Annotated in this window: 19 protein-coding genes; 15 read left to right on the forward strand and 4 right to left on the reverse strand. The window is 47.6% G+C overall.

Annotated elements, in window-relative coordinates:
• Positions 1 to 115 precede the first annotated feature (115 nt).
• The 3 genes from AC2TF5_RS09375 to AC2TF5_RS09385 all read left to right on the forward strand — a co-directional run bounded on the left by AC2TF5_RS09375 (position 116) and on the right by AC2TF5_RS09385 (position 4,495).
• The gene (locus AC2TF5_RS09375; RefSeq protein WP_491301906.1) at positions 116 to 595 is read left to right on the forward strand and encodes a MarR family winged helix-turn-helix transcriptional regulator; all 480 of its coding nucleotides are present in this window, start codon (positions 116 to 118) and stop codon (positions 593 to 595) included.
• Positions 579 to 3,743 (forward strand): MMPL family transporter, encoded by a 3,165-nt coding sequence (locus tag AC2TF5_RS09380; RefSeq protein ID WP_491301907.1) that lies wholly within the window; start codon positions 579 to 581, stop codon positions 3,741 to 3,743. Before AC2TF5_RS09375 ends, AC2TF5_RS09380 begins: the two co-directional genes overlap by 17 nt.
• 116 nt (positions 3,744 to 3,859) lie before the next feature.
• Positions 3,860 to 4,495, forward strand: coding sequence for a GDSL-type esterase/lipase family protein (locus AC2TF5_RS09385; RefSeq protein ID WP_491301908.1), 636 nt, complete (start codon positions 3,860 to 3,862; stop codon positions 4,493 to 4,495).
• Positions 4,496 to 4,601: 106 nt separating this feature from the next.
• Here the strand turns inward: AC2TF5_RS09385 and AC2TF5_RS09390 are convergent, their stop codons facing one another.
• Both AC2TF5_RS09390 and AC2TF5_RS09395 read right to left on the reverse strand, forming a co-directional pair.
• Complete coding sequence (locus tag AC2TF5_RS09390; protein ID WP_491301909.1) at positions 4,602 to 5,273, reverse strand: tetratricopeptide repeat protein; 672 nt, start codon at positions 5,271 to 5,273, stop codon at positions 4,602 to 4,604.
• Between the two features lie 24 nt (positions 5,274 to 5,297).
• A complete protein-coding gene (locus tag AC2TF5_RS09395; protein ID WP_491301910.1) occupies positions 5,298 to 7,289 on the reverse strand; it encodes a GTP-binding protein in 1,992 nt (663 codons plus the stop codon).
• A 390-nt stretch (positions 7,290 to 7,679) separates the two neighbouring features.
• On the opposite strand from AC2TF5_RS09395, the gene AC2TF5_RS09400 reads away from it, so the two are divergent.
• From AC2TF5_RS09400 to coaD, 5 genes are all read left to right on the forward strand, one after another.
• Positions 7,680 to 8,270, forward strand: coding sequence for an HD domain-containing protein (locus AC2TF5_RS09400; RefSeq protein WP_491301911.1), 591 nt, complete (start codon positions 7,680 to 7,682; stop codon positions 8,268 to 8,270).
• Between the two features lie 69 nt (positions 8,271 to 8,339).
• Positions 8,340 to 8,579 carry a helix-turn-helix domain-containing protein gene (locus AC2TF5_RS09405; RefSeq protein ID WP_491301912.1) on the forward strand — a complete coding sequence of 80 codons (240 nt, stop codon included), beginning with the start codon at positions 8,340 to 8,342 and terminating at the stop codon, positions 8,577 to 8,579.
• Between the two features lie 806 nt (positions 8,580 to 9,385).
• Complete coding sequence (locus AC2TF5_RS09410) at positions 9,386 to 9,514, forward strand: hypothetical protein (protein ID WP_491301913.1); 129 nt, start codon at positions 9,386 to 9,388, stop codon at positions 9,512 to 9,514.
• 220 nt (positions 9,515 to 9,734) lie between these two features.
• Positions 9,735 to 10,325 (forward strand): 16S rRNA (guanine(966)-N(2))-methyltransferase RsmD, encoded by a 591-nt coding sequence (gene rsmD, locus AC2TF5_RS09415; protein WP_491301914.1) that lies wholly within the window; start codon positions 9,735 to 9,737, stop codon positions 10,323 to 10,325.
• A 5-nt stretch (positions 10,326 to 10,330) separates the two neighbouring features.
• Complete coding sequence (gene coaD / locus AC2TF5_RS09420) at positions 10,331 to 10,846, forward strand: pantetheine-phosphate adenylyltransferase (RefSeq protein WP_491301915.1); 516 nt, start codon at positions 10,331 to 10,333, stop codon at positions 10,844 to 10,846.
• Here coaD and AC2TF5_RS09425 read toward each other — a convergent pair.
• Positions 10,824 to 12,047, reverse strand: coding sequence for a nucleoside recognition domain-containing protein (locus tag AC2TF5_RS09425; RefSeq protein WP_491301916.1), 1,224 nt, complete (start codon positions 12,045 to 12,047; stop codon positions 10,824 to 10,826). The genes coaD and AC2TF5_RS09425 overlap by 23 nt on opposite strands.
• A 116-nt stretch (positions 12,048 to 12,163) precedes the next feature.
• On the opposite strand from AC2TF5_RS09425, the gene AC2TF5_RS09430 reads away from it, so the two are divergent.
• Positions 12,164 to 13,204 carry a SepM family pheromone-processing serine protease gene (locus AC2TF5_RS09430; protein ID WP_491301917.1) on the forward strand — a complete coding sequence of 347 codons (1,041 nt, stop codon included), beginning with the start codon at positions 12,164 to 12,166 and terminating at the stop codon, positions 13,202 to 13,204.
• Here AC2TF5_RS09430 and AC2TF5_RS09435 read toward each other — a convergent pair.
• Positions 13,194 to 14,429, reverse strand: a complete 1,236-nt coding sequence (locus AC2TF5_RS09435) for a nucleotidyltransferase (RefSeq protein WP_491301918.1) — start codon at positions 14,427 to 14,429, stop codon at positions 13,194 to 13,196. The genes AC2TF5_RS09430 and AC2TF5_RS09435 overlap by 11 nt on opposite strands.
• Before the next feature lie 189 nt (positions 14,430 to 14,618).
• Between AC2TF5_RS09435 and AC2TF5_RS09440 the strand changes: the two genes are divergently transcribed.
• The 6 genes from AC2TF5_RS09440 (at position 14,619) to fabD (ending at position 19,077) form a co-directional block, all read left to right on the forward strand.
• Positions 14,619 to 15,128: a YceD family protein gene (locus AC2TF5_RS09440; RefSeq protein WP_491301919.1), complete on the forward strand. Its 510-nt coding sequence runs from the start codon at positions 14,619 to 14,621 to the stop codon at positions 15,126 to 15,128.
• Positions 15,129 to 15,181: 53 nt separating this feature from the next.
• Positions 15,182 to 15,355 carry a 50S ribosomal protein L32 gene (rpmF, locus tag AC2TF5_RS09445; RefSeq protein ID WP_006211382.1) on the forward strand — a complete coding sequence of 58 codons (174 nt, stop codon included), beginning with the start codon at positions 15,182 to 15,184 and terminating at the stop codon, positions 15,353 to 15,355.
• A 171-nt stretch (positions 15,356 to 15,526) separates the two neighbouring features.
• Entirely contained in the window at positions 15,527 to 16,099 is a 573-nt protein-coding gene (fapR, locus tag AC2TF5_RS09450) for a transcription factor FapR (RefSeq protein ID WP_491302847.1), read from the forward strand.
• 26 nt (positions 16,100 to 16,125) lie between these two features.
• Positions 16,126 to 17,112 carry a phosphate acyltransferase PlsX gene (gene plsX, locus AC2TF5_RS09455; RefSeq protein WP_491301920.1) on the forward strand — a complete coding sequence of 329 codons (987 nt, stop codon included), beginning with the start codon at positions 16,126 to 16,128 and terminating at the stop codon, positions 17,110 to 17,112.
• Positions 17,113 to 17,120: 8 nt separating this feature from the next.
• Positions 17,121 to 18,113 carry a beta-ketoacyl-ACP synthase III gene (locus AC2TF5_RS09460; protein WP_491301921.1) on the forward strand — a complete coding sequence of 331 codons (993 nt, stop codon included), beginning with the start codon at positions 17,121 to 17,123 and terminating at the stop codon, positions 18,111 to 18,113.
• A gap of 34 nt (positions 18,114 to 18,147) precedes the next feature.
• On the forward strand, positions 18,148 to 19,077 hold the full coding sequence (fabD, locus tag AC2TF5_RS09465; RefSeq protein ID WP_491301922.1) for an ACP S-malonyltransferase: 930 nt from the start codon (positions 18,148 to 18,150) through the stop codon (positions 19,075 to 19,077).
• Positions 19,078 to 19,109 lie beyond the last annotated feature (32 nt).

The raw sequence follows: 19,109 nt of genomic DNA on the forward strand, positions 1-19,109 counted from the left end.
GCTATTGTTATGTCCAGACAAGTTATTGGAATAATACAAAAATTTGACAATTAAACCACGGATGGATATAGTTTTATTGTGAAATAGTTTTATTGGTGAACTAAATAGGACAGGGGTGAGCTACATCGATCTAAAACATGCTGAGAGCTGGATCAAACGTTATATCGAGGCGGATATGATGGTGAGCAGACGAATACTTTCGGATACCCGTGAAGGGATCGGCGTTGAGCTGACGCGAGAGCAGCATCAAGTGATGGGTCTGATCCACAGTAACGAACGATGCACATCTACTTATTTGGCGGAATTTTTATTTGTGGGCAAAAGCTCAATTACGGCGATTGTCAACAGATTGGTGGAGCGGAACTGGATTGAGAGAGCGCGGGATGAAGAGGATCGAAGAGTGGTCTATTTGACACTGACGGAACATGGTCGCAGTGTGTATCAACAGGCTGAGCTTCAGGTGCAGTCAATCGTGTCATCGTATTTGACCCATTTTGACGAAGGTGAAGTAGAGCACTTTATAACACTGTATGAAAAGCTGGCCAGACTGATGCAGGAACACGGAGGGGAACAAGAGAATGAAAACGGTACTTAAGGCCAGATGGGCTATCATCGTATTATGGTTGGCTGCTGCTGTTTTATTGCTGTTTACTGCTCCGTCGATGGGTGATCTAGTCCGGGAAAAAGGTCAGCTGTCCGTTCCGGACGGATACTCCTCAACCCGAGCAGCCCAAATATTGAAAGACATGAATGCAGCCAAGGGTGGAGAAAATCTGGTTCAATCCGCCATGGTTTTTTACGACTCAAACGATTTAGGTGAAGAAGGAAAAAGTAAGGTTAAGAAAGCTGTTTCCGACTTGAAGGCACTGCAGGATGTATTAGGGATTGATACGATTATGAATCCTTTTGACGAACCTGCTCTTGAAGGCAAGATGATATCCAAAGATGGCAAGACCGTTATGATCGCAGTCTCAGCTGACACAAATAAGATGCCGGTTAAAGAGCTGAGAACGAAAGTCCATGAAACACTTGGCGATATCGGAGTGGAATATTTTCTTACTGGTAATGAACTGATTAATGAAGATACGATTCAGGGCTCGCAAGACGGACTCAAGAAGACGGAATACATAACCATTATATTTATTCTTGTGATTTTATTTGCTGTGTTCCGCTCTTTCGTTGCTCCGTTCATTCCTTTGCTGACGGTAGGTATCAGTTATTTGGTATCGCAGTCCGTCGTGGCCTTTCTGGTTGACACGATCGACTTTCCGCTGTCAACCTTTACGCAAATCTTTATGGTTGCGGTCATGTTTGGGATCGGTACAGACTATTGTATCCTGTTGATCAGTCGATACAAGGAAGAGTTGATGCGTCAGGAAGATATCGCTTCAGCGATCGTGGAGACGTATCGAACAGCTGGTAAAACCGTGTTCTTTTCTGGTCTTGCCGTTTTTATCGGGTTCCTGTCCATCGGCTTGTCGCAGTTTATCCTTTTTCAGTCTGCGGTAGCAGTGGCAGTCGGCATCGCGGTCATGCTGGCAGCGCTATTTACGATCGTACCTTTCTTTATGGTGGTGCTCGGTAACAAACTGTTCTGGCCTTCAAAAGGCTCATTGGAGCATAAAGAGAGTCGGGTATGGGGCCTTGCAGGTTCTTTTTCACTGAAGCGCCCATGGGCAGCGCTGCTTATTGTTGCCCTCATTTGCATACCTTTCCTGGTGACGTATAATGGGCAGCTGTCGTTTAACAGCATGGAAGAAATAAGCGAAGATTACGAATCTGTTAAAGGTTTTAATCTCATAGAGGCGGGCTTCGGGGCGGGTCAATCCATGCCGACGACGCTCGTCATCAAAAATGATGACCGAATGGATACAGGCGAATATATGGCTTTGACAGAAAAAATATCCCGTGAACTGCTGAAGGTGAACGGCGTGGATTCTGTGAGAAGTTTGTCTCGTCCGGCCGGAGATGAAATCCAGGATTTCCAGATCTCCGAACAGGTTGGTACCTTGAATGAAGGGCTGAAGCAGACGACAGACGGTTTATCTGAAATTCAAAAGGGGCTATCCGAGGCCAGCCGACAGTTAAGTCAAAATGAGCCTAAACTGAGGGAAGCGGCAGAAAGCAGTAGCAAGCTGACACAAGGTACTGCTGAACTCAAGCAGGGCATTGGGGGGCTTGGGAATGCACTCAAGCAAATTCAGAACGGCATACAGAGCGGTTCTGCTGGAGCTGGCGAGCTGAAGAAAGCCCTCCAAACGGCTAAAAAGAGCGCTCAGCAGCTTGCGATCGCCAATAATGAGCTGCTTAAAGGTTACCGGCAGGCAGCTCAGGGAGTCAGTGCTTTAAGCACAGCGATGACTGAAATTCAAGAGCATCTTAGCGGTGTTGTCGGAGCCCTTAACGGGCTGGAGGCTTCCTTTGAACGTTTGGAGACATCTAGGCCGGATCTCCTTCAGGATAAGGATTACTTAACGATTCGCGGTACTGTCGGCGAGGTAAGTAAAGGGACGTCTCAGCTTGCTGCAGGGCTGACTCAGATGCAGCAGCAGACTAAACAAGCAGCAGACGGATTGAATAAAGCCAATGAAGGCTTTGCAGCTGCGGCATCCGGTCAACAGGAACTTGCCAAGGGCTTCGACCAATTGATTTCCGGCATGAGCGCATTGCAGAAAGGGCTTGATCAAGCGGCAAGCGGCCAAGGCCAAGTTGTCGGCAAACTTCCTTCGATTCAATTAGGTATGGAGCAGCTGCAAGGAGGACAGGAGCAGATCCAGGAAGGTTTTGGCCAATTGTCAGGCCAGATTTCTCAGCTGACAGATGGCCTGAATCAAAGTGTCGATGGACTTGCGAAGATTAGTGGAGGACTGGATACAGCACAAGATTATCTTGTGCAAATTCAAGCAGCACCCGACAAAGAATTGAGTGGATTTTTCATTCCGCAAGAGGCGCTGGGCCATAAGGATATGCAGCGGGCCTTTGACAATTATTTGTCCCCTGATCGGAAAATCATGACTATTGATGTTATTTTTGAAGGAAATCCTTACGCTGCTGATACGTTGGACCGTGTGAAGGATATAGAAGATGCAGTGGACCGTGCAGTAAAAGGCACGAAGCTAGAAAATGCTGAACAGGCGATCAGCGGTGTAACTAGCACATTTGCGGATTTGAAAATGATTTCGGATGAGGATTATAACCGGACAGTTATCCTGATGATGACGGGCATTTTGCTGATTTTGATCGTTTTGCTACGCTCCATCATTATGCCGATCTATCTTTTATTCTCACTGATCATTACGTATTATGTGTCACTTGGAGTAACCGAATTTGTTTTTGTTGATCTATTGGGATATTCAGGCGTAAGCTGGGCGACTCCTTTCTTCGGATTCGTGATGCTTACTGCACTTGGTGTGGACTACAGCATCTTCTTGATGGACCGCTTTAACGAGAACAAAACGATGAATGTGCAGGATGCAATACTCCATGCTATGAGAAACATGGGTACGGTTATCTTATCAGCAGTCTTGATCCTGGGCGGTACTTTTGCAGCCATGTATCCATCAGGCGTCCTGTCTATGATGCAGATAGCAACGGTTGTACTAACCGGTCTTGTGCTCTACGCATTGGTGTTCCTGCCGTTCTTTGTACCCGTAATGGTTAAAATGTTCGGTAAAGGCAATTGGTGGCCTTTTAGCGGGGCTAAATCACAGTCTGACGATCATCATCAAAGCATAAATATGTAACTCCCAATTTTTCCTCCCTGCCAAGGTTTTCCGTTTCAAACGAGGCTATTTCCCGTTTCGGATACCGCGGATCAATCATATGATATCTATCATGAGTAGGGGGGGAGGTGAATAGGGTGGTGTACCATTATACCGCTGTTGGCGACTCTCTGACCTTCGGGATTGGGGCTGTACCTGGCAGCGGTTTTGTGCCGTTATACAGGCGGATGTCCGAGATACATCTTCAGCAGTTTGTAGCTTATGACAATTTGGGGATCAACGGGTTAACCTCAGAGGAGCTATATGAACGGGTGATGAGAGATCCAAGGTTTCGGAGTAGTTTAAAAGAAGCGAATATCATTACCATCTCTATTGGAGGGAATGATCTGATCCGTGCTGTAAAGTCGTCAGGAGGTCAACTGGACAAATCGAAGCTGGATATAGCTCTAATTCGTTGTCAGCAAAATATGTCCGGCAGTCTCGGCACCATTCGTAAATTAAAGACAGGCAGCAGACAGCCATACATGATTAGGGTAGTTGGCTTGTACAATCCGTATCCTTCCTGGGGAGAGGCAGCAGAATATGTTACACGCTTTAACAGGTACTTGATGGGACTCGGAGATGGGGGTTATTTTCGTGTAGCCGATGTATATTCCCGGTTTTTAGGCCGGGAGCAAGAGATGCTCTCTATTGATGGCGTACATCCAAGCACGAAAGGACATCGTGTTATTGCAGAGCAGCTGAACCAGCTTGGGTACAAGCCTTTAAAGTAGGGGTAAGTACACGGCGCGTCACCGCATTATTGCATAAGAAAAACCGGCTCCTTGAACCTTGAAGGTGCCGGTTTTTTGAATTAGTAAAAAATCTATCCATGCGGATTTATAAGATGCTTTTTAGAAGGCTTTGAACAGCCCAATTCCGTTCCTGGCGCTTCTTATACTTTGGCAATGACTTGTACACTTCCACGGATTCCTTGAAGGCCTGTTTCGCTTCTTCGTTTCTTCCAAGATCCTTGTACATGGATCCGAGTAAGTAATAAGCCTCGCTGGAGGACGAATGTGCAGCTTGAAATTGTTGAACGTAGGTGATTGCTTTTTCACGATCACTGGTTTTATATGCCCCCGCCAACCTTAAATAAGGCCTTCCGTATTTTACTCTGGGATTCATCTCGAGTGCTTTTAAAATATATTGCTCACCTTGCGGAATGTTCCCGGTGTTCAGGTGACAGGTCCCCAGATCATCCCAATATTCCGCGGAATCTTCAGAGCTGGCATGAATGGATTCAAGTAGCTCCAAAGCTTCCTTGTATTTGCGGCGTTCGATGAGCAGTCTAGCGAGCTCGTGCCGTGAAGTTACATCACTTGGACTGTTCGCAATTACAGTACGAAGTTTGGAGATACCGCGCATCCGTTTGAAAGGGCGGGTGAAGCTTGGGAACAATCCGACAAATCGGCGGTCCAATAAATAAACGATAAGAAGTATGACTAGTATAGCTACGACCGGGTTGCCCAAAATTCTCCATAATAAAAGAAATCCAATAAAATTACCCATTCTTATCCTCCATCTAGAAATTGTTTATACATTGGATAAAGCATTCCGCATGCTGAGAATAAAATGGGACTGGTCCAGCGGATTGACACCTCGGCGTTCGCGTGTGACGTTACTTCCGGTCGGACATTGTTCATAGCCGGCAAATGAAGTAGTCCACACGCCCCGTCCGCCGGTTATAGAGCGAACTTGAATAGGGAAATCGAGTGATTCGGCTGCTGGTACAACCCCCTCAACGATACAGCGGCCTCCGGAGATGACCGGGCTGTCGAACGTGGCTCTCATTTGGACAAGGTCGCTGAGCATACGTCCACCATTCTCCTCAGGCACAGTCAGCCGGAAGCGGAGCATAGGTTCAAGCAGTACGGTTCCTGAAGCTGCAAGCCCGTTCATCACAGCCATCGGTGTGGCAATGACAAAATCGAGTGGATGTGTATGCCACACATGATGCTCGCCTTCTACGAGTGTGATCTTAAGATCGGTTACTTCCCAGCCGAATAGTCCTTGGCGAAGGGCTTCCGGTACTCGTCTTGCGACCTCATTCTGATAACTCTGGAGAAGATTCTCATTCCGGACAATGGAACTGTACTCTAGACCGCTGCCGCGGGGAAGGGGTTCCATGTCGAAGCGTAGCACTGCCCAGCAAGGTTTCGGCATCGTATAAGCGACAAAACCTTGGGCTGTTGAAGCCAGTGTTTCTTTGTAAATGACCGAAGGCGGATCGAAGACGACCTCAAGATGGTACCGGTTCAGAAGTATGTTTTCTAATATCTCCAACTGAATGGTTCCCATCACTTTTAAATGAAGCTCACGTTCAACCGGCATCCACTGAAAATCCAGCAGCGGATCTTCATCAGTAAGCTCCTGAAGTGCTTCTGCTAATTCCTGATACCGTGAAGCATCCTTGCTTCGGACCTGTACCGTTAGTAGCGGAACCGCCATCTCAGGGGAGATGGGAACGCCTTCCGTATTTCCGAGGATATCTCCAATCCGGGTCTGTACCAGGCCATATACAGCCGCAATGTCGCCTGCTGCCGCCTGGCCGGTGTCTACTAGCTTACCACCGCTATCCATCTTGCGGATCTGGGTGATTTTCTCGGTAATGTTTCTGGTGGAGTTAAAGAGGGAGTCGCGGTTTTTCAAAACACCGTTATAGAGGCGTACATATGCAGTCCGGCCCATATTTGCGTCACGCTCGATTTTAAATACGACGCCCGACAGCTCAGCACCTTCATTGCCGCCGGCTTCCGGCAGGTATTCGGTCATATGATTCAGCAGTTCACGGATACCGATGCCTCGTTGAGAAGCACCGAAACAGACAGGAAAGGATTGACCAATAAGGGTATATTCTTTAAGTTTATTTCGAATGTCCTCTTTCGCAAGAGTACCGTGTTCAACGTAACGCTCGAGCAGGTCTTCGTCGAGTCCGGCAGCCAGCTCCGCTGCATAATGCAGGCTGGCTTCGACAGCAGGGTTGCTGCTGTCACTATCGCTCCAGATAGAGGAGACGCTATGAAAAGTTTCTCCTTCACCATGTGGTAAGTTTACAGGAAAGATGTCAGGGGAGAGTACACGCCGGATTTCATCCATCAGACTCTTGGTGTCGACACCTGTCCGATCCATTTTGTTAATGTAGAGTAAGGTTGGAATCCCGAGCGAACGCAAGGTCTGCCAGACGGTTTCGGTCTGGGATTGAATACCTTCGGCTGCAGAGATGATAAGTACAGCACCATCCATGACCCTGAGCGGCCGCTCCACCTCGGACAGAAAGTCGACGTGTCCTGGTGTATCGATCAGATTGAGCCTTGTGCCGTTCCATTCTAGCGAGGCTGAGGCGGATTTTACCGATATGCCCCGTTCGCGTTCCACCTCCAACCGGTCGGTTTGGGCGGTACCATCATTAACGCTGCCCAGTTTGCGTATAGCTCCGCTGCAAAACAGTAAATGTTCGGTGGTTGTCGTCTTTCCGGCATCGACATGAGCGAAGATACCAACATTACGAATCGGGGTCTTGTGCATCTGTTTAGGCTCCTACGAATTGTTGTTTTAAGAGGTAGTTCAAAAAGTCCGCTTTTGATCACGAAGTGAATCAGGAAGTGGGCTCGGCATCGAATCTTGAATTCAGCCGGTCCTTCCGGTGCTCACGTACCCAAAACGTACGCTCCGCTCCTCAGTCCCTAGCTTTATCCAAGCTTCTCGGTGCTGAAAACCGACCTTTTTGAACACGCACTTTAATATACTAAATAAGTATATCACACTTATTATTGTTCTCAGCAGCATGATGAATCTCCAGAAGGAACGTAAAGAATCATTAGGCAGAATAGAAAATGATTTTTCTGGACTGCCTTTTGTTTTTAAGTATGCTTAGGTTATATGGAAGGAAGTAAGACAATTTAGGGGGAATCAAGCATGAATGAACGTTTTTTAAGACAACTGGATTTTATTCGTGAAGTGGATAAGCTGAAAAATATCGTTAGACAATCGTATATTACCGACGGTACAAGACGGGAGAACGATGCGGAGCATACTTGGCATATTGCGCTAATGGCAGCAGTGCTTGAGGAGCATGCTGTAGGAATCAAACCGGATCTTCTGCGTGTTCTTCGAATGCTGCTGATCCATGATCTGGTGGAAATTGATGCGGGTGATACTTTTGCGTATGACATTCAGGGAAGTGTGGGGAAGTTTGAGCGTGAACGAGCCGCAGCGGAGCGTATATTCAGTATTTTGCCTGAAGATCAGGGTAAGGACATGATGGCGTTGTGGCTCGAATTTGAGGAAGGCTCCTCTTGGGATGCACAATTCGCCTGTGCGATGGACCGGCTTCAGCCTTTGCTTCACAATTATGCGACTGAAGGGAAATCATGGCGCGAACATGGCGTGACCTCCATACAAGTATTGTCGCGAATCGAATCTATATCTTCCTCCGTGCCTGGCATTTGCGAGTGGGCGAAAGAGCTGATCGAAGACGCGGTACGCAGAGGATATTTGCTGCCCTAATTGTAAACGTACAACATATATTGAAAAAACGTCTGATTAAACCGATATATATCGGTAGAGGTGATATCAATGGCGAAAAAGGGACAGATTTTTCAATATTACAGTCTGGAGACTAAAAAGAAGGCAGTCGCCATGCGGCTGAATGGAATGACAAAAAAAGAAGTTGCAGAAGCCTTGGAGATATCTGACATCGGTCGGCTGAAGGTGTGGATGCGGAAATATCGGGAACATGGAGAAGAAGGGCTCATCGATCGGCGCAGACGTTCTGAGTTATCTGACGAGCCTTCTGTGAATGAAGCGGTAAAGTAAGTATGCAGATATATAGACTCTTATATGGATCAGCGCGTCCGATGAATATATCGGCACGCTTTTTTTTATGAGATAAGAAAGTATAAACTTCGGAGTAAACAGCAGCCTCATCTCGCAAGAAAAACTACTGTTAAGAGCGGTCTGTCTTCTTTGAGTTACGTCGGTGCTAAAGCTGATAGGCGAATTCATCAATCTTATGATCAAAAGGCGCTCGCCTAGTTCGTTTTGAGGGAAAAGGCAACGCGCATTTATCTAATCCTTGATACTGGCCCACGATAGACGAAGCGGGCCAAACTGTGACGAGTAGAGACCGTCGATATAAAACCCTGCCATATAGGCTGGGTTTTATTGCTTTAATCATTGATACACATATGGAAAACCTATATGAACTTGAATGAACCCCCATACGTGGAAAGTGACTGCTCATATCATCCAACAGGATTTAAGTCAGTGTTGTATAAAGTGCAATTTTATTCCGTTATAAAGTGGCGAAGGACGAATTGTTGTATTCAATACAATAAGTAGGAGAGGAGATCATTTATTTACCTCTTTCCAGAAGGGATTGTTGTAGAATCTACAACAATATCAGTAGGTTCAGACATTCTGATTCTCCAGTGTTGTATTACATACAACATTACTTATCACATCACGTTACTTGAGTAGCTATAGCAATCATTTCATCTAAAATCCTAATACATAAAGCCTTCTATACAGTTCTTACCCCTAAGATAAAAAAAGAACAAAAGCCCTGTAAAAGTCTTGACTCTACAGGGCTTTTGTTCAGGAACCTCCGAGGAGGTTCCATCATGGGAGAGGAGAAACCGGACGAAGAGCTTATGGGGAAACGTAAGTCTTCTCCGCGGTTGTCTACGACATACGTTGATGTCGATAGTTCAAGGATGCCCCTCATAGGTGGAAATATACCTGTTTATTGAAAAAATTTGAAGAAGGTTATGATTCATTTTTCATATGCGGGGTGATTGTGTTACGATAATCTCATAAAATGCCTTTTTTCAAAATATAAGCAATTATAAGAATTCACTTATACTTGGCTTATCTTTCTCGCAGAAGCGCCGTTGTCCTTTGAGAGGGACGACGAAGTCGTTTCTGCTTGTCGGCATTTAACATTTGGACATAGAACGGGTGATAGTTGCAGTGAGAGTAGTAGCGGGAAGTGCCAAGGGCAGGCCGCTGAAAAGCGTGCCTGGTATGGGTACCCGTCCGACGACGGATAAAGTGAAAGAAGCGATCTTCAGCATGATTGGTCCGTATTTTGATGGAGGGACCGTTCTGGATTTGTTTGCCGGTACAGGCGGGCTTGGAATTGAGGCGCTGAGCCGGGGAATGGAGCGGGCTGTATTTATCGATATGGAACCGAAGAGCATTGATACGATCAAGGCTAACCTGAAATCGACAGGCTTTGAATTAGATGCTGAAATATATCGTAATGAAGCGGGAAGGGCAATAAAAGCATTGGAAAAGAGGAAGAATATCTTCGACCTCGTGTTCCTGGATCCTCCTTACCGAATGAAAAACGGTGATGTACTGATGACTGAGATGGCAACCCGGGGGCTGCTAAGTGCAGGAGCCTTATTGGTGCTGGAGTACGAGTCAAGCTATTCGTATCCCGAGGAAATTAGCGGCTTCTGCCATTTGCGAACAGCCAAATATGGTGAGACCACCGTATCAATATATGAGTATGAAGAACTTGAAAGTAAGCCGGAGAAGTCCGGCGAGGAGGAATAACATCAATGAAAAGACAGCAGAAAAGTACATATCGCGTTGCCGTTTATCCAGGCAGCTTTGATCCTGTAACGATGGGGCATATGGATATTATTACAAGAGCTTCTAAACAGTTCGATCATTTGATCGTAGCCGTGCTTAACAACTTAAGCAAAAACCCCCTCTTTACCTTAGAGGAACGAAAGGAATTGCTCAGCCAAGTCACATCGCATTTGCCGAATGTGGAGGTGGACGGCTTCCGGGATTTGCTTGCTAACTATGTCCGTGATAAAAATGCCCAAGTTATTGTACGCGGAATCCGGTCGGTTACTGATTTTGAATACGAGCTGACGATGGCATCCACGAACCACAAGCTGAATCCTGACGCAGAAACGATATTCATGATGACCAATCCGAAGTATTCCTATCTCAGCTCCAGCCTTGTAAAAGAAATTGCTCACTTCAACGGGGACACGACCGATTTGGTGAGCCCGGAGGTTGATAAGGCGCTCCGTCAGAAGTTTAACGGGAATGTCGGGAAATAAACCGGGAGCCAATCCAAAATAAGCACATTAAGATAAGGGCTGTTAAAATTTGCCACTTCAGAACTACATGAAAACCGCTCCATAGGTTAAATATGTGCTCATCTTGCAGCGGTTCTTGCGGTACAACACCGAATGCCGGAAGCACTGCGGAAGTAATGGAACCGACGGGTTTCCAAAAGATGATAGCAAGGCAGAAGGCGTAAGCTGCATGCAGAAGTCTTTTTCCAGCGAATACCGTCCATTTCGTGCTGCCTGCCGTAAGAGCCGAAAGGCTCTGAAGGTGTGCACTGATACCGCTCCATGCGAGCATGGCTGACAGAATAGCCAATTGAATTGAAGAGGAAGAAAATGTGCCTTCACTGATGGTCTGGGCTCCAATATGAATTTCCAGCAGGCCTGCAGTATAGGAAGGAGCATATGGAAACAAATAAGCGGACAATACTTTAACGATGACCGCAAAAATCATTATAAAACCGCCGGTCATCAATAGCGTTTGGACCGAGCGTGTAACGGATTCACCAAGCAGCTTGCCGAAGCTGCGTCCATCACGCATACGTGCCTCGGAAGCTGCATTTGCCGAACGAAACAGCAATGAGGCGTTTTTTGACTGTTCTATGACTTTATTTGATCCGGCGGGGTGTTCAAGTTGGGCTCGCCTCAGACTCATCCGCTTGCGTGAGTATGTCCACGCTGCCAGCAAACCGGCCGACCAGTGAACAGCGAGTAGGAAATATCCGGCCACAGGCTGATGAAGGAGTCCGGTACCGATCACGACCATGATGGTCATCGGGTTGCAGAAATGCGATAGAGCGGCGAGCCTTCCGGCTTCTTGGGCATCGAGATCTCCTTGTTTCACCATACTGGCGGAAACTTGGGACCCTGCTGGGAAGCCTGCAATCATTCCGGTAATCAGTACTGCGCCCCCGCTACCTGACACTTTGAAAATTTTTCGCATTAAGGGATCTAGAAGATTACCGATACCGTGAGCCCAGCCATAGGCAATAATAATCTCTACAAGGACAAGAAAAGGGAGCAGGGCGGGGAATACAATGTTCCACCACAGCTTTAAAGCTTGGAGAGAGGCTTGAAATGCAGATTCAGGAGCGCTGATGACAGCCAGTACCAGTAGAAAAGCTGCGGCTCCGAGAAGAATGGTGGTCCACAGGCTGGAAGACCGGTTGACGGCATTACCTTTATTCATAAGGATTCTCCTCTCCGCGTAAACATGGCTAGTACCACTTTATGCAGAGGAGACAACCGTCAGACCATATGCGGTGTCAGGAGTGGCGAGAGACATGCCAGAGGGAAGGGAAAACCATGAAAAAAACCGTTAAACCAAGTGGATTAAGAGCGCTTTTATATCTTGTGCTTGTTGGAATTTTGCTGTATGTGGTTGTGTATATGCCCACACCTTACTTGGTGTATCAGCCGGGAAGCGCTGAGGAAATAAGACCGATGATTTCTGTTGAAAAAGGTGACTCAGCTGAAGAGGGTACTTTTATGCTAACAACGGTCTCGGCGAGTTATGCTAATACGGCACTGCTGATTATGGCTGCGTTTAATTCAAATGCGGAAGTGGTACAAAAAGAAGAAAAGCTTGGCAACCAAAGTAAAGAGGAGTATGCAGCTACCCAGGTGTATTACATGAATTCCTCCCAGTCTCTAGCGATGGAAGCAGCTTATTATGCGGCTGGTATTGATTACAGCATTATCCCGGCTTACATGTTTGTCATTTCGGTTCCGAAAGATTCCGCAAATAAGGAGCATTTCCACCCCGGTGACAAGTTGTTGTCTGTAGATGGGGAACCGACTTCAGACAACGCGAAGCTGGCAGAGCTGATGTCGGCGAAAAAGGTCGGAGAATCGGTGGAAGTAAAGTTGGAGCGGGGAGGTAAACCTGTATCCACACAAGTGAAACTGGTACCGATCAAGGATGACAATACGGGTGCCGAGCGGCCTGGATTAGGCGTTATGATCGCTACGATGCAGACGATCGAACCGGAAAATCCGAATAACCGCATCACCTTTGCCGACACTAAGATTGGCGGACCTTCGGCCGGGCTTATGTTTACGATGGAAATTTACAATCAGCTCACACCAGGTGATTTGACCAAAGGCTACCGAGTGGCTGGTACCGGAACGATTAATAAAGAGGGAACGGTAGGCCCGATTGGCGGAGCGAAGCACAAAATCGTGGCAGCCGATCGTGAAGGGGCTGAGTTATTCTTCGTTCCGCGTAAAAATTACGACGAAGCGAAGGCCAAAGCGGACCGTATCGGTACCGCCATGAAACTGATCCCGGTTGACAAGCTGCAGGATGCGGTTGATTATATGAACAATCTGCCTCCTAAAGGGTAACCGGAGGCAGAAAATAATCGCTGAACATCGCTGATACGGAGGGTTTCGGGCATGCGTTAGCATATATGGCTGCCGCTTCGAGATCCCGTGCCAGATGGGGATGATTGAAGGTGGACGGTCTTATGATTACTGGGAGTGAGGCCGTCTTTTTCATTTCCTTAAGCAGAGCTCGTCCTGTTGTGCTGAATCCGAGGACACGGATATAGCCCGGTCCTTCTTCGAGCTGCTCACGAGTCATCTCGGATTTGTTGTGATGAAGCAAAATGTGCAGAAGCATACGCTGCAGCTTAGTTCGGGTATAGCGTTTAGTCTTTAACGCGTCCAGCAAAGATTCCACGGTTGGCTCCGCAAGTTGGGGGAGAAGCCGATGAATCCGGTGCTCCAAACCTTCGGTAACCTCGTGATACAACTCCAGCTTTGCGACATCTTGTGTAAAAAGAGCATGAAACATCGGCTGACGGAGTCTTTCCCAGTCAATTGGCCCTTGGCCTTCTTCGATTTCTCGGCGGAGAATGTCGAGAGTGTAACTTGGGACATACGGCGCGGATGCTTCAAGCCCGTTCTCCAGAATCAGCTTCCGGACGGAAGTTGCGCTGGCAATGGATGGGGAAGCAGGTACTAAATCGTGATACTGCGCACTGTTCCGTGGAATTGTATACGGAACGATCTGGCTGCCGAGTCGTTTAAGTGCTATCAAGTAATGCAGACCCAGCGAGTTGTTGGGCTGAGATAGCAGTTGTGTTAAAGTATGTATGGATGTTTCTGAGGCACCGGTTACGGCTGCGGCTGCAGCGGCATATGCGGATGGAAAATTGCTCCCGGACGACATGCGCTCTGCAATTTCCTGACGGAGCTCTCCGCTTTCCTCGGCAAGCCTTTCAGCAAGCGGAAGAATATCATGGAGTGTTCCGCTTTCAGAGCCGAAGGAAAGGCAGTCCACGACCCCGGTTGCATTCAGAAGAGCACAAGCACCATATGCGAACCATTCTGCAGGCTGCACAGCATAGGTTGTTGGCAGCTCGATGACAAGATCAACACCCATTCGTAAAGCCATTTCTGTACGAGCCCGCTTATTAACGAGCGCAGGTTCTCCGCGCTGCAGGAATGGGCCGCTCATGACCGCAACTACGGCTTCGGCACCCGTTATTTCTTTGGATTTTGTATAATGAAGCACATGGCCGTTGTGCAGCGGGTTGTATTCCACGATAATTCCAACAGTTTTCACCAATACCAACTCCTTGTGCTAAAAATATATCATAATTCTTTGATTGTTCTGCAAGAATAATTGAAGGCACGCGACCATGTCAGTACTATACTGTAATAACAAGTTCAGCGTGGAAACTTGCAGGAAATGCTGTTGACAAAAGTCTCTATAAATCGGTATAATAATCTTTGTTTGTTTGGAGTGATGGATATGCTTATTCAATTTCGAAAATTGACAACCAGCGATCAACCGTTACAGTTCCATCAAACCGTGGATGTAAGCCGTGCTGTTAAAGGCCGGAAGGAGATTATCGCCGTAACACCGCTTGAAGTGGACCTAAAGGCGACTCCATCCATCACGGGCTCGGTAGACGTTCGTGGACGGTTACAAGGTCAGCTTGAGATTAAATGCTCTCGCTGTCTTAAGTCGGTTACTGAACAACTGGACATCCCTTTTCATGAAGTATTCCAGCCGGTAGAGAATCCTGACGATGTTCAGGATGAAAATGAAGACATCACGTACGTGAAAGGCGAGAGTGTGGATCTCGCTCAGTATGTGGAAGAAGCATTGGTACTCTATCTGCCGCTGGCCCCGGTTTGCAGCGAGGATTGTAAGGGACTTTGCCCAAGCTGTGGTAAAGATCTGAACGAGGACTCCTGCGATTGCGACACAGAAGTGATCGACCCGAGGCTGGCCGGGCTGAAGGACTTTTTTAAATGATGATGGATATGACATCCCGTGAAAGCGGGTTGAACTGATAAGGAGGTGGGAACATGGCAGTACCTCAACGTAGAACGTCCAAAACACGTCGTGACAAGCGTCGTACTCATTTTAAACTGGCTGTGCCAGGCATGGTGAAATGCGAACAGTGCGGAGAATTGAAACTTGCTCACCGCGTATGTAAAGTGTGCGGAACGTACAAAGCAAGAGAGATCATCAAACAATAGTTTTTAACAAGTAGTACTTCATCTCTGGTGAGGTGCTATTTTTTTTGTCTGGTTGCCCCTTTCTTTTTATTCTAACATGATTTATACTACATATTAGTACCAGGTTCTAATATTAAGGTTTAACTTTTACATATATCATGAGAATGGCGCCTTTGCGGCAGAAGGAGTTGTATCATCATCGAACGTCTAACTAAAAAAGACCGGCACCAGAGATTGATTCAGCTGATTGATGATAACCCTTTTGTCACGGACCGTGAGCTGACGCGCCAGCTTAAAGTGAGCATACAGACGATTCGCCTCGACCGGATGGAACTCGGCATTCCTGAGCTTCGAGAGCGGATGAAACAGATGGCGGAGCACTCATACGATCAGGTCCGTTCACTGTCACTGGATGAGGTGGTCGGTGATGTGGTGGATTTGCAGTTGGACAAGAGCGGCATATCGATATTTGAGATCCGGGATGAGCATGTATTCAGCAAGACACTCATTGCGAGAGGGCATTATGTTTTTGCTCAGGCTAATTCTTTGGCGGTCGCCGTTATCAATGACGAAATTGCGCTCACTTCCTCGGCGGATATCCGTTTTTTACGGCAGGTTCGGCTTGGAGAGAAGTGTATTGCAAAAGCATATGTGCGTTCAAACGCTGGCCAGAAGGACAAGGCTAAAGTTGAAGTGTTCACTTATGTCAGTGATGAAATGGTGTTCCAGGGTAATTTCATCGTATACCGGTCGACAGGAGAGTAATAGAGCCAAGCAAAGGAGGATACAACATGAGAATTGCCATAGATGCCATGGGCGGTGACAACGCTCCGCAGAGTACGGTGGAAGGAGCGGTAGCTGCAGCACAGGAATGGAAAGACACCGAGATCATTCTTGTCGGCGATCAGGGACGAATGGAGCCGTTTCTCAAGGAGCGGCCCTCGAACCTGATATTGCGCCATGCGAGCGAGATCATTGAGGCGGAAGACGAGCCCGTTAAGGCAGTGCGCCGTAAGAAGGATGCCTCGATGGTTGTTGCCGGAAGAATGATCCGTGAGGGTGAAGCGGAAGCCATGATTTCGGCAGGAAATACGGGTGCACTGATGACAACTGGATTGCTCGTTGTGGGACGGATGCAGGGTATTGAACGTCCTGCGCTGGCACCAATGATTCCTACATTGGACGGTAAAGGTGTACTGGCATTGGATTTGGGTGCGAATATGGACTCTAAGCCTGAGCATCTGCAGCAGTATGCACTGATGGGAAGCTTGTACCGTGAAAAGGTTCACGGTGTATCCAAACCTCGTGTAGGCTTGCTGAATGTCGGAACGGAACCAGGCAAAGGCAATGAATTGACGAAGCACGCATACCCTCTGCTTGAACAACTGCCGATCCATTTTGTTGGCAATGTAGAGGCTCGTGATGTAATGAACGGCGTTTGCGACGTATTGGTTTGCGACGGATTTGCGGGAAACATCCTGTTGAAATCGATCGAAGGAACCGCTGGCGCGCTGTTCTCACTGCTTAAGGAACAGTTCAGTCAGTCATTGAAGACAAAACTGGCAGCCGCCATGATGATGCCACAGTTAAGAAACCTGAAGTCAATCATGGATTATAAAGAGCATGGAGGGGCACCTCTCCTTGGATTAAGCGGTCTTGTGGTTAAGAGCCACGGCTCAGCAGACGGCAACGCTATTAAAAATGCGGTACGTCAAGCCCGAATAGCTATGCAAAATCGTTTGGTCGAAAGTATTTCAAACGAAATTAGCGGGAAGTGAGTGAGAATATGAACAACAATTTACGTCCGGTTGGTATTATTGGTACAGGTAAATATGTCCCTGAGAAAATTTTAACGAACAGTGATTTGGAAAAAATGGTGGAGACGAGCGATGAGTGGATCGTCTCCCGTACAGGCATTAAGGAGCGGCATATCGCGTCTCCGGATCAGGCGACTTCGGATCTAGCCTACGAAGCCGCTGTAAAGGCATTGGAGTCAGCTGGAATGACCGGTCAGGACCTGGACCTGATCATCGTCGCTACCGTTACGCCTGACATGTTTTTTCCTTCTACGGCTTGTCTGCTTCAAGATCGTCTTGGCGCGAAAAAAGCGGCAGCGTTTGACTTGTCGGCAGCCTGCTCAGGATTCGTCTATGGGCTGGCGACGGCAACGAATTTCTTGCAGACAGGAATGTACAACAATGCGCTCGTGATTGGCGCAGATTGTCTGTCCCGAATTACAGATTACACAGACCGCAATACCTGCGTTTTGTTCGGTGACGGTGCAGGTGCAGTCATTCTCGGTGAAGTGCCGCAAGGACGCGGCTTCCAAGCCTTTGACCTCGGAGCAGAGGGCGCTGGCGGCGCTCATTTGTATCTCGAAGCAGGCGGCTCCCGCTTGCCAGCTTCAGCGGATACACTGCAAGCAAATAAGCATTTTATCTATATGAACGGACGTGAAGTGTTCAAATTCGCTGTTCGGGTCATGAGCTCTGCAACAGAGACGGTATTGTCCAAAGCGGGTGTAACCAAAGAAAATATCGACCTGTTTATTCCTCACCAGGCAAATGTCCGGATTATTCAATCCGCCAAGGAGCGTTTAAATCTCCCGGATGAAAAAGTTATGATCAATGTAGACAAGTATGCCAACACCTCGGCAGCTTCCGTTCCGCTGGCTCTAGTAGAGGCTCGCGAAGAGGGTCGTATAAAGGAAGGCGATACCGTCGTTATGGTTGGTTTTGGCGGGGGTCTGACTTGGGGAGCATCCGTACTTAAATGGTAATGTTAAATTTAATCAGCTGAGAGGAGCCGTACATTTGGGCAAAATAGCATTTGTGTTTCCCGGACAGGGTGCACAGTCGATAGGTATGGCTAAAGATGTGTTTGAAGAGGTTCCCTCTTCCCGGCGCGTCATTGAAACCGCCGACGAAAGTCTTGGATTTTCGCTTAGCTCTATTATATTTGAAGGTCCCGAACAGGAGCTGAAGCAAACCTACAACACACAGCCAGCACTTCTTGCTGCAAGCGTGGCATATTTAGAGGCCTTCCGCGAAAAGGGCATCACTCCCGATTATGTGGCCGGTCACAGCCTTGGTGAGTACAGTGCACTGGTAGCTGCAGGAGTTTTGTCTTTAGAGGAGGCAGTGGTGATTGTCCGTGCACGCGGTGAGTACATGGAGCAAGCTGTACCAGGCGGACAAGGTGCTATGGCTGCTGTCCTGGGAGCCGACCGTGAAGCGTTAAGCAATCTGTGCCGCAGTATTTCAGAGGCTGGAGCACCCGTTGAGCTTGCTAACATGAACTGTCCGGGTCAGATCGTCATTTCTGGTTCCGCAGAAGGTGTGAGCGCTGCTGCAGAACGTGTGAAAGAAGCAGGTGGCAGGCGGGCTATTCCGCTGGAAGTCAGTGGTCCTTTCCACTCATCTCTGATGAAAGAAGCAGCTGACCGTCTCGCCGGGAAGCTGAAAGATGTTAAGCTGTCTGCTCCGGCTATGCCTGTTGTAGCCAACGTAACTGCTCTTCCGGTCAGCGACGTTGAAGAAATCCGGAAATTGCTGGTGGAACAGGTCTATTCCCCGGTTTTATGGCACGACAGTGTGGAATGGATGATCAGTCAAGGTGTCGATACCTTTGTGGAGATCGGGCCAGGCAATGTTCTTACCGGATTAATTAAGAAAATTGATAAAAGTGTGAAGCTTATCAATATTAACAGCCTAAGCAGCATTAAAGAGCTTGAGACTCTTTAAGTTCATGTTCAAGAGGTTAGATTTTCAGCTGA

This window comes from Paenibacillus sp. JNUCC 34 (assembly GCF_058269055.1).

Bases quoted from the DNA above. Each gene is read 5' to 3' on its own strand.
- AC2TF5_RS09380 (WP_491301907.1), top strand. From the start codon at position 579: ATGAAAACGGTACTTAAGGCCAGATGGGCTATCATCGTATTATGGTTG.
- AC2TF5_RS09390 (WP_491301909.1), bottom strand. From the start codon at position 5,273: ATGGGTAATTTTATTGGATTTCTTTTATTATGGAGAATTTTGGGCAAC.
- AC2TF5_RS09395 (WP_491301910.1), bottom strand. From the start codon at position 7,289: ATGCACAAGACCCCGATTCGTAATGTTGGTATCTTCGCTCATGTCGAT.
- AC2TF5_RS09400 (WP_491301911.1), top strand. From the start codon at position 7,680: ATGAATGAACGTTTTTTAAGACAACTGGATTTTATTCGTGAAGTGGAT.
- AC2TF5_RS09405 (WP_491301912.1), top strand. From the start codon at position 8,340: ATGGCGAAAAAGGGACAGATTTTTCAATATTACAGTCTGGAGACTAAA.
- AC2TF5_RS09410 (WP_491301913.1), top strand. From the start codon at position 9,386: ATGGGAGAGGAGAAACCGGACGAAGAGCTTATGGGGAAACGTAAGTCT.
- coaD (WP_491301915.1), top strand. From the start codon at position 10,331: ATGAAAAGACAGCAGAAAAGTACATATCGCGTTGCCGTTTATCCAGGC.
- AC2TF5_RS09425 (WP_491301916.1), bottom strand. From the start codon at position 12,047: ATGAATAAAGGTAATGCCGTCAACCGGTCTTCCAGCCTGTGGACCACC.
- AC2TF5_RS09430 (WP_491301917.1), top strand. From the start codon at position 12,164: ATGAAAAAAACCGTTAAACCAAGTGGATTAAGAGCGCTTTTATATCTT.
- AC2TF5_RS09440 (WP_491301919.1), top strand. From the start codon at position 14,619: ATGCTTATTCAATTTCGAAAATTGACAACCAGCGATCAACCGTTACAG.
- rpmF (WP_006211382.1), top strand. From the start codon at position 15,182: ATGGCAGTACCTCAACGTAGAACGTCCAAAACACGTCGTGACAAGCGT.
- plsX (WP_491301920.1), top strand. From the start codon at position 16,126: ATGAGAATTGCCATAGATGCCATGGGCGGTGACAACGCTCCGCAGAGT.
- AC2TF5_RS09460 (WP_491301921.1), top strand. From the start codon at position 17,121: ATGAACAACAATTTACGTCCGGTTGGTATTATTGGTACAGGTAAATAT.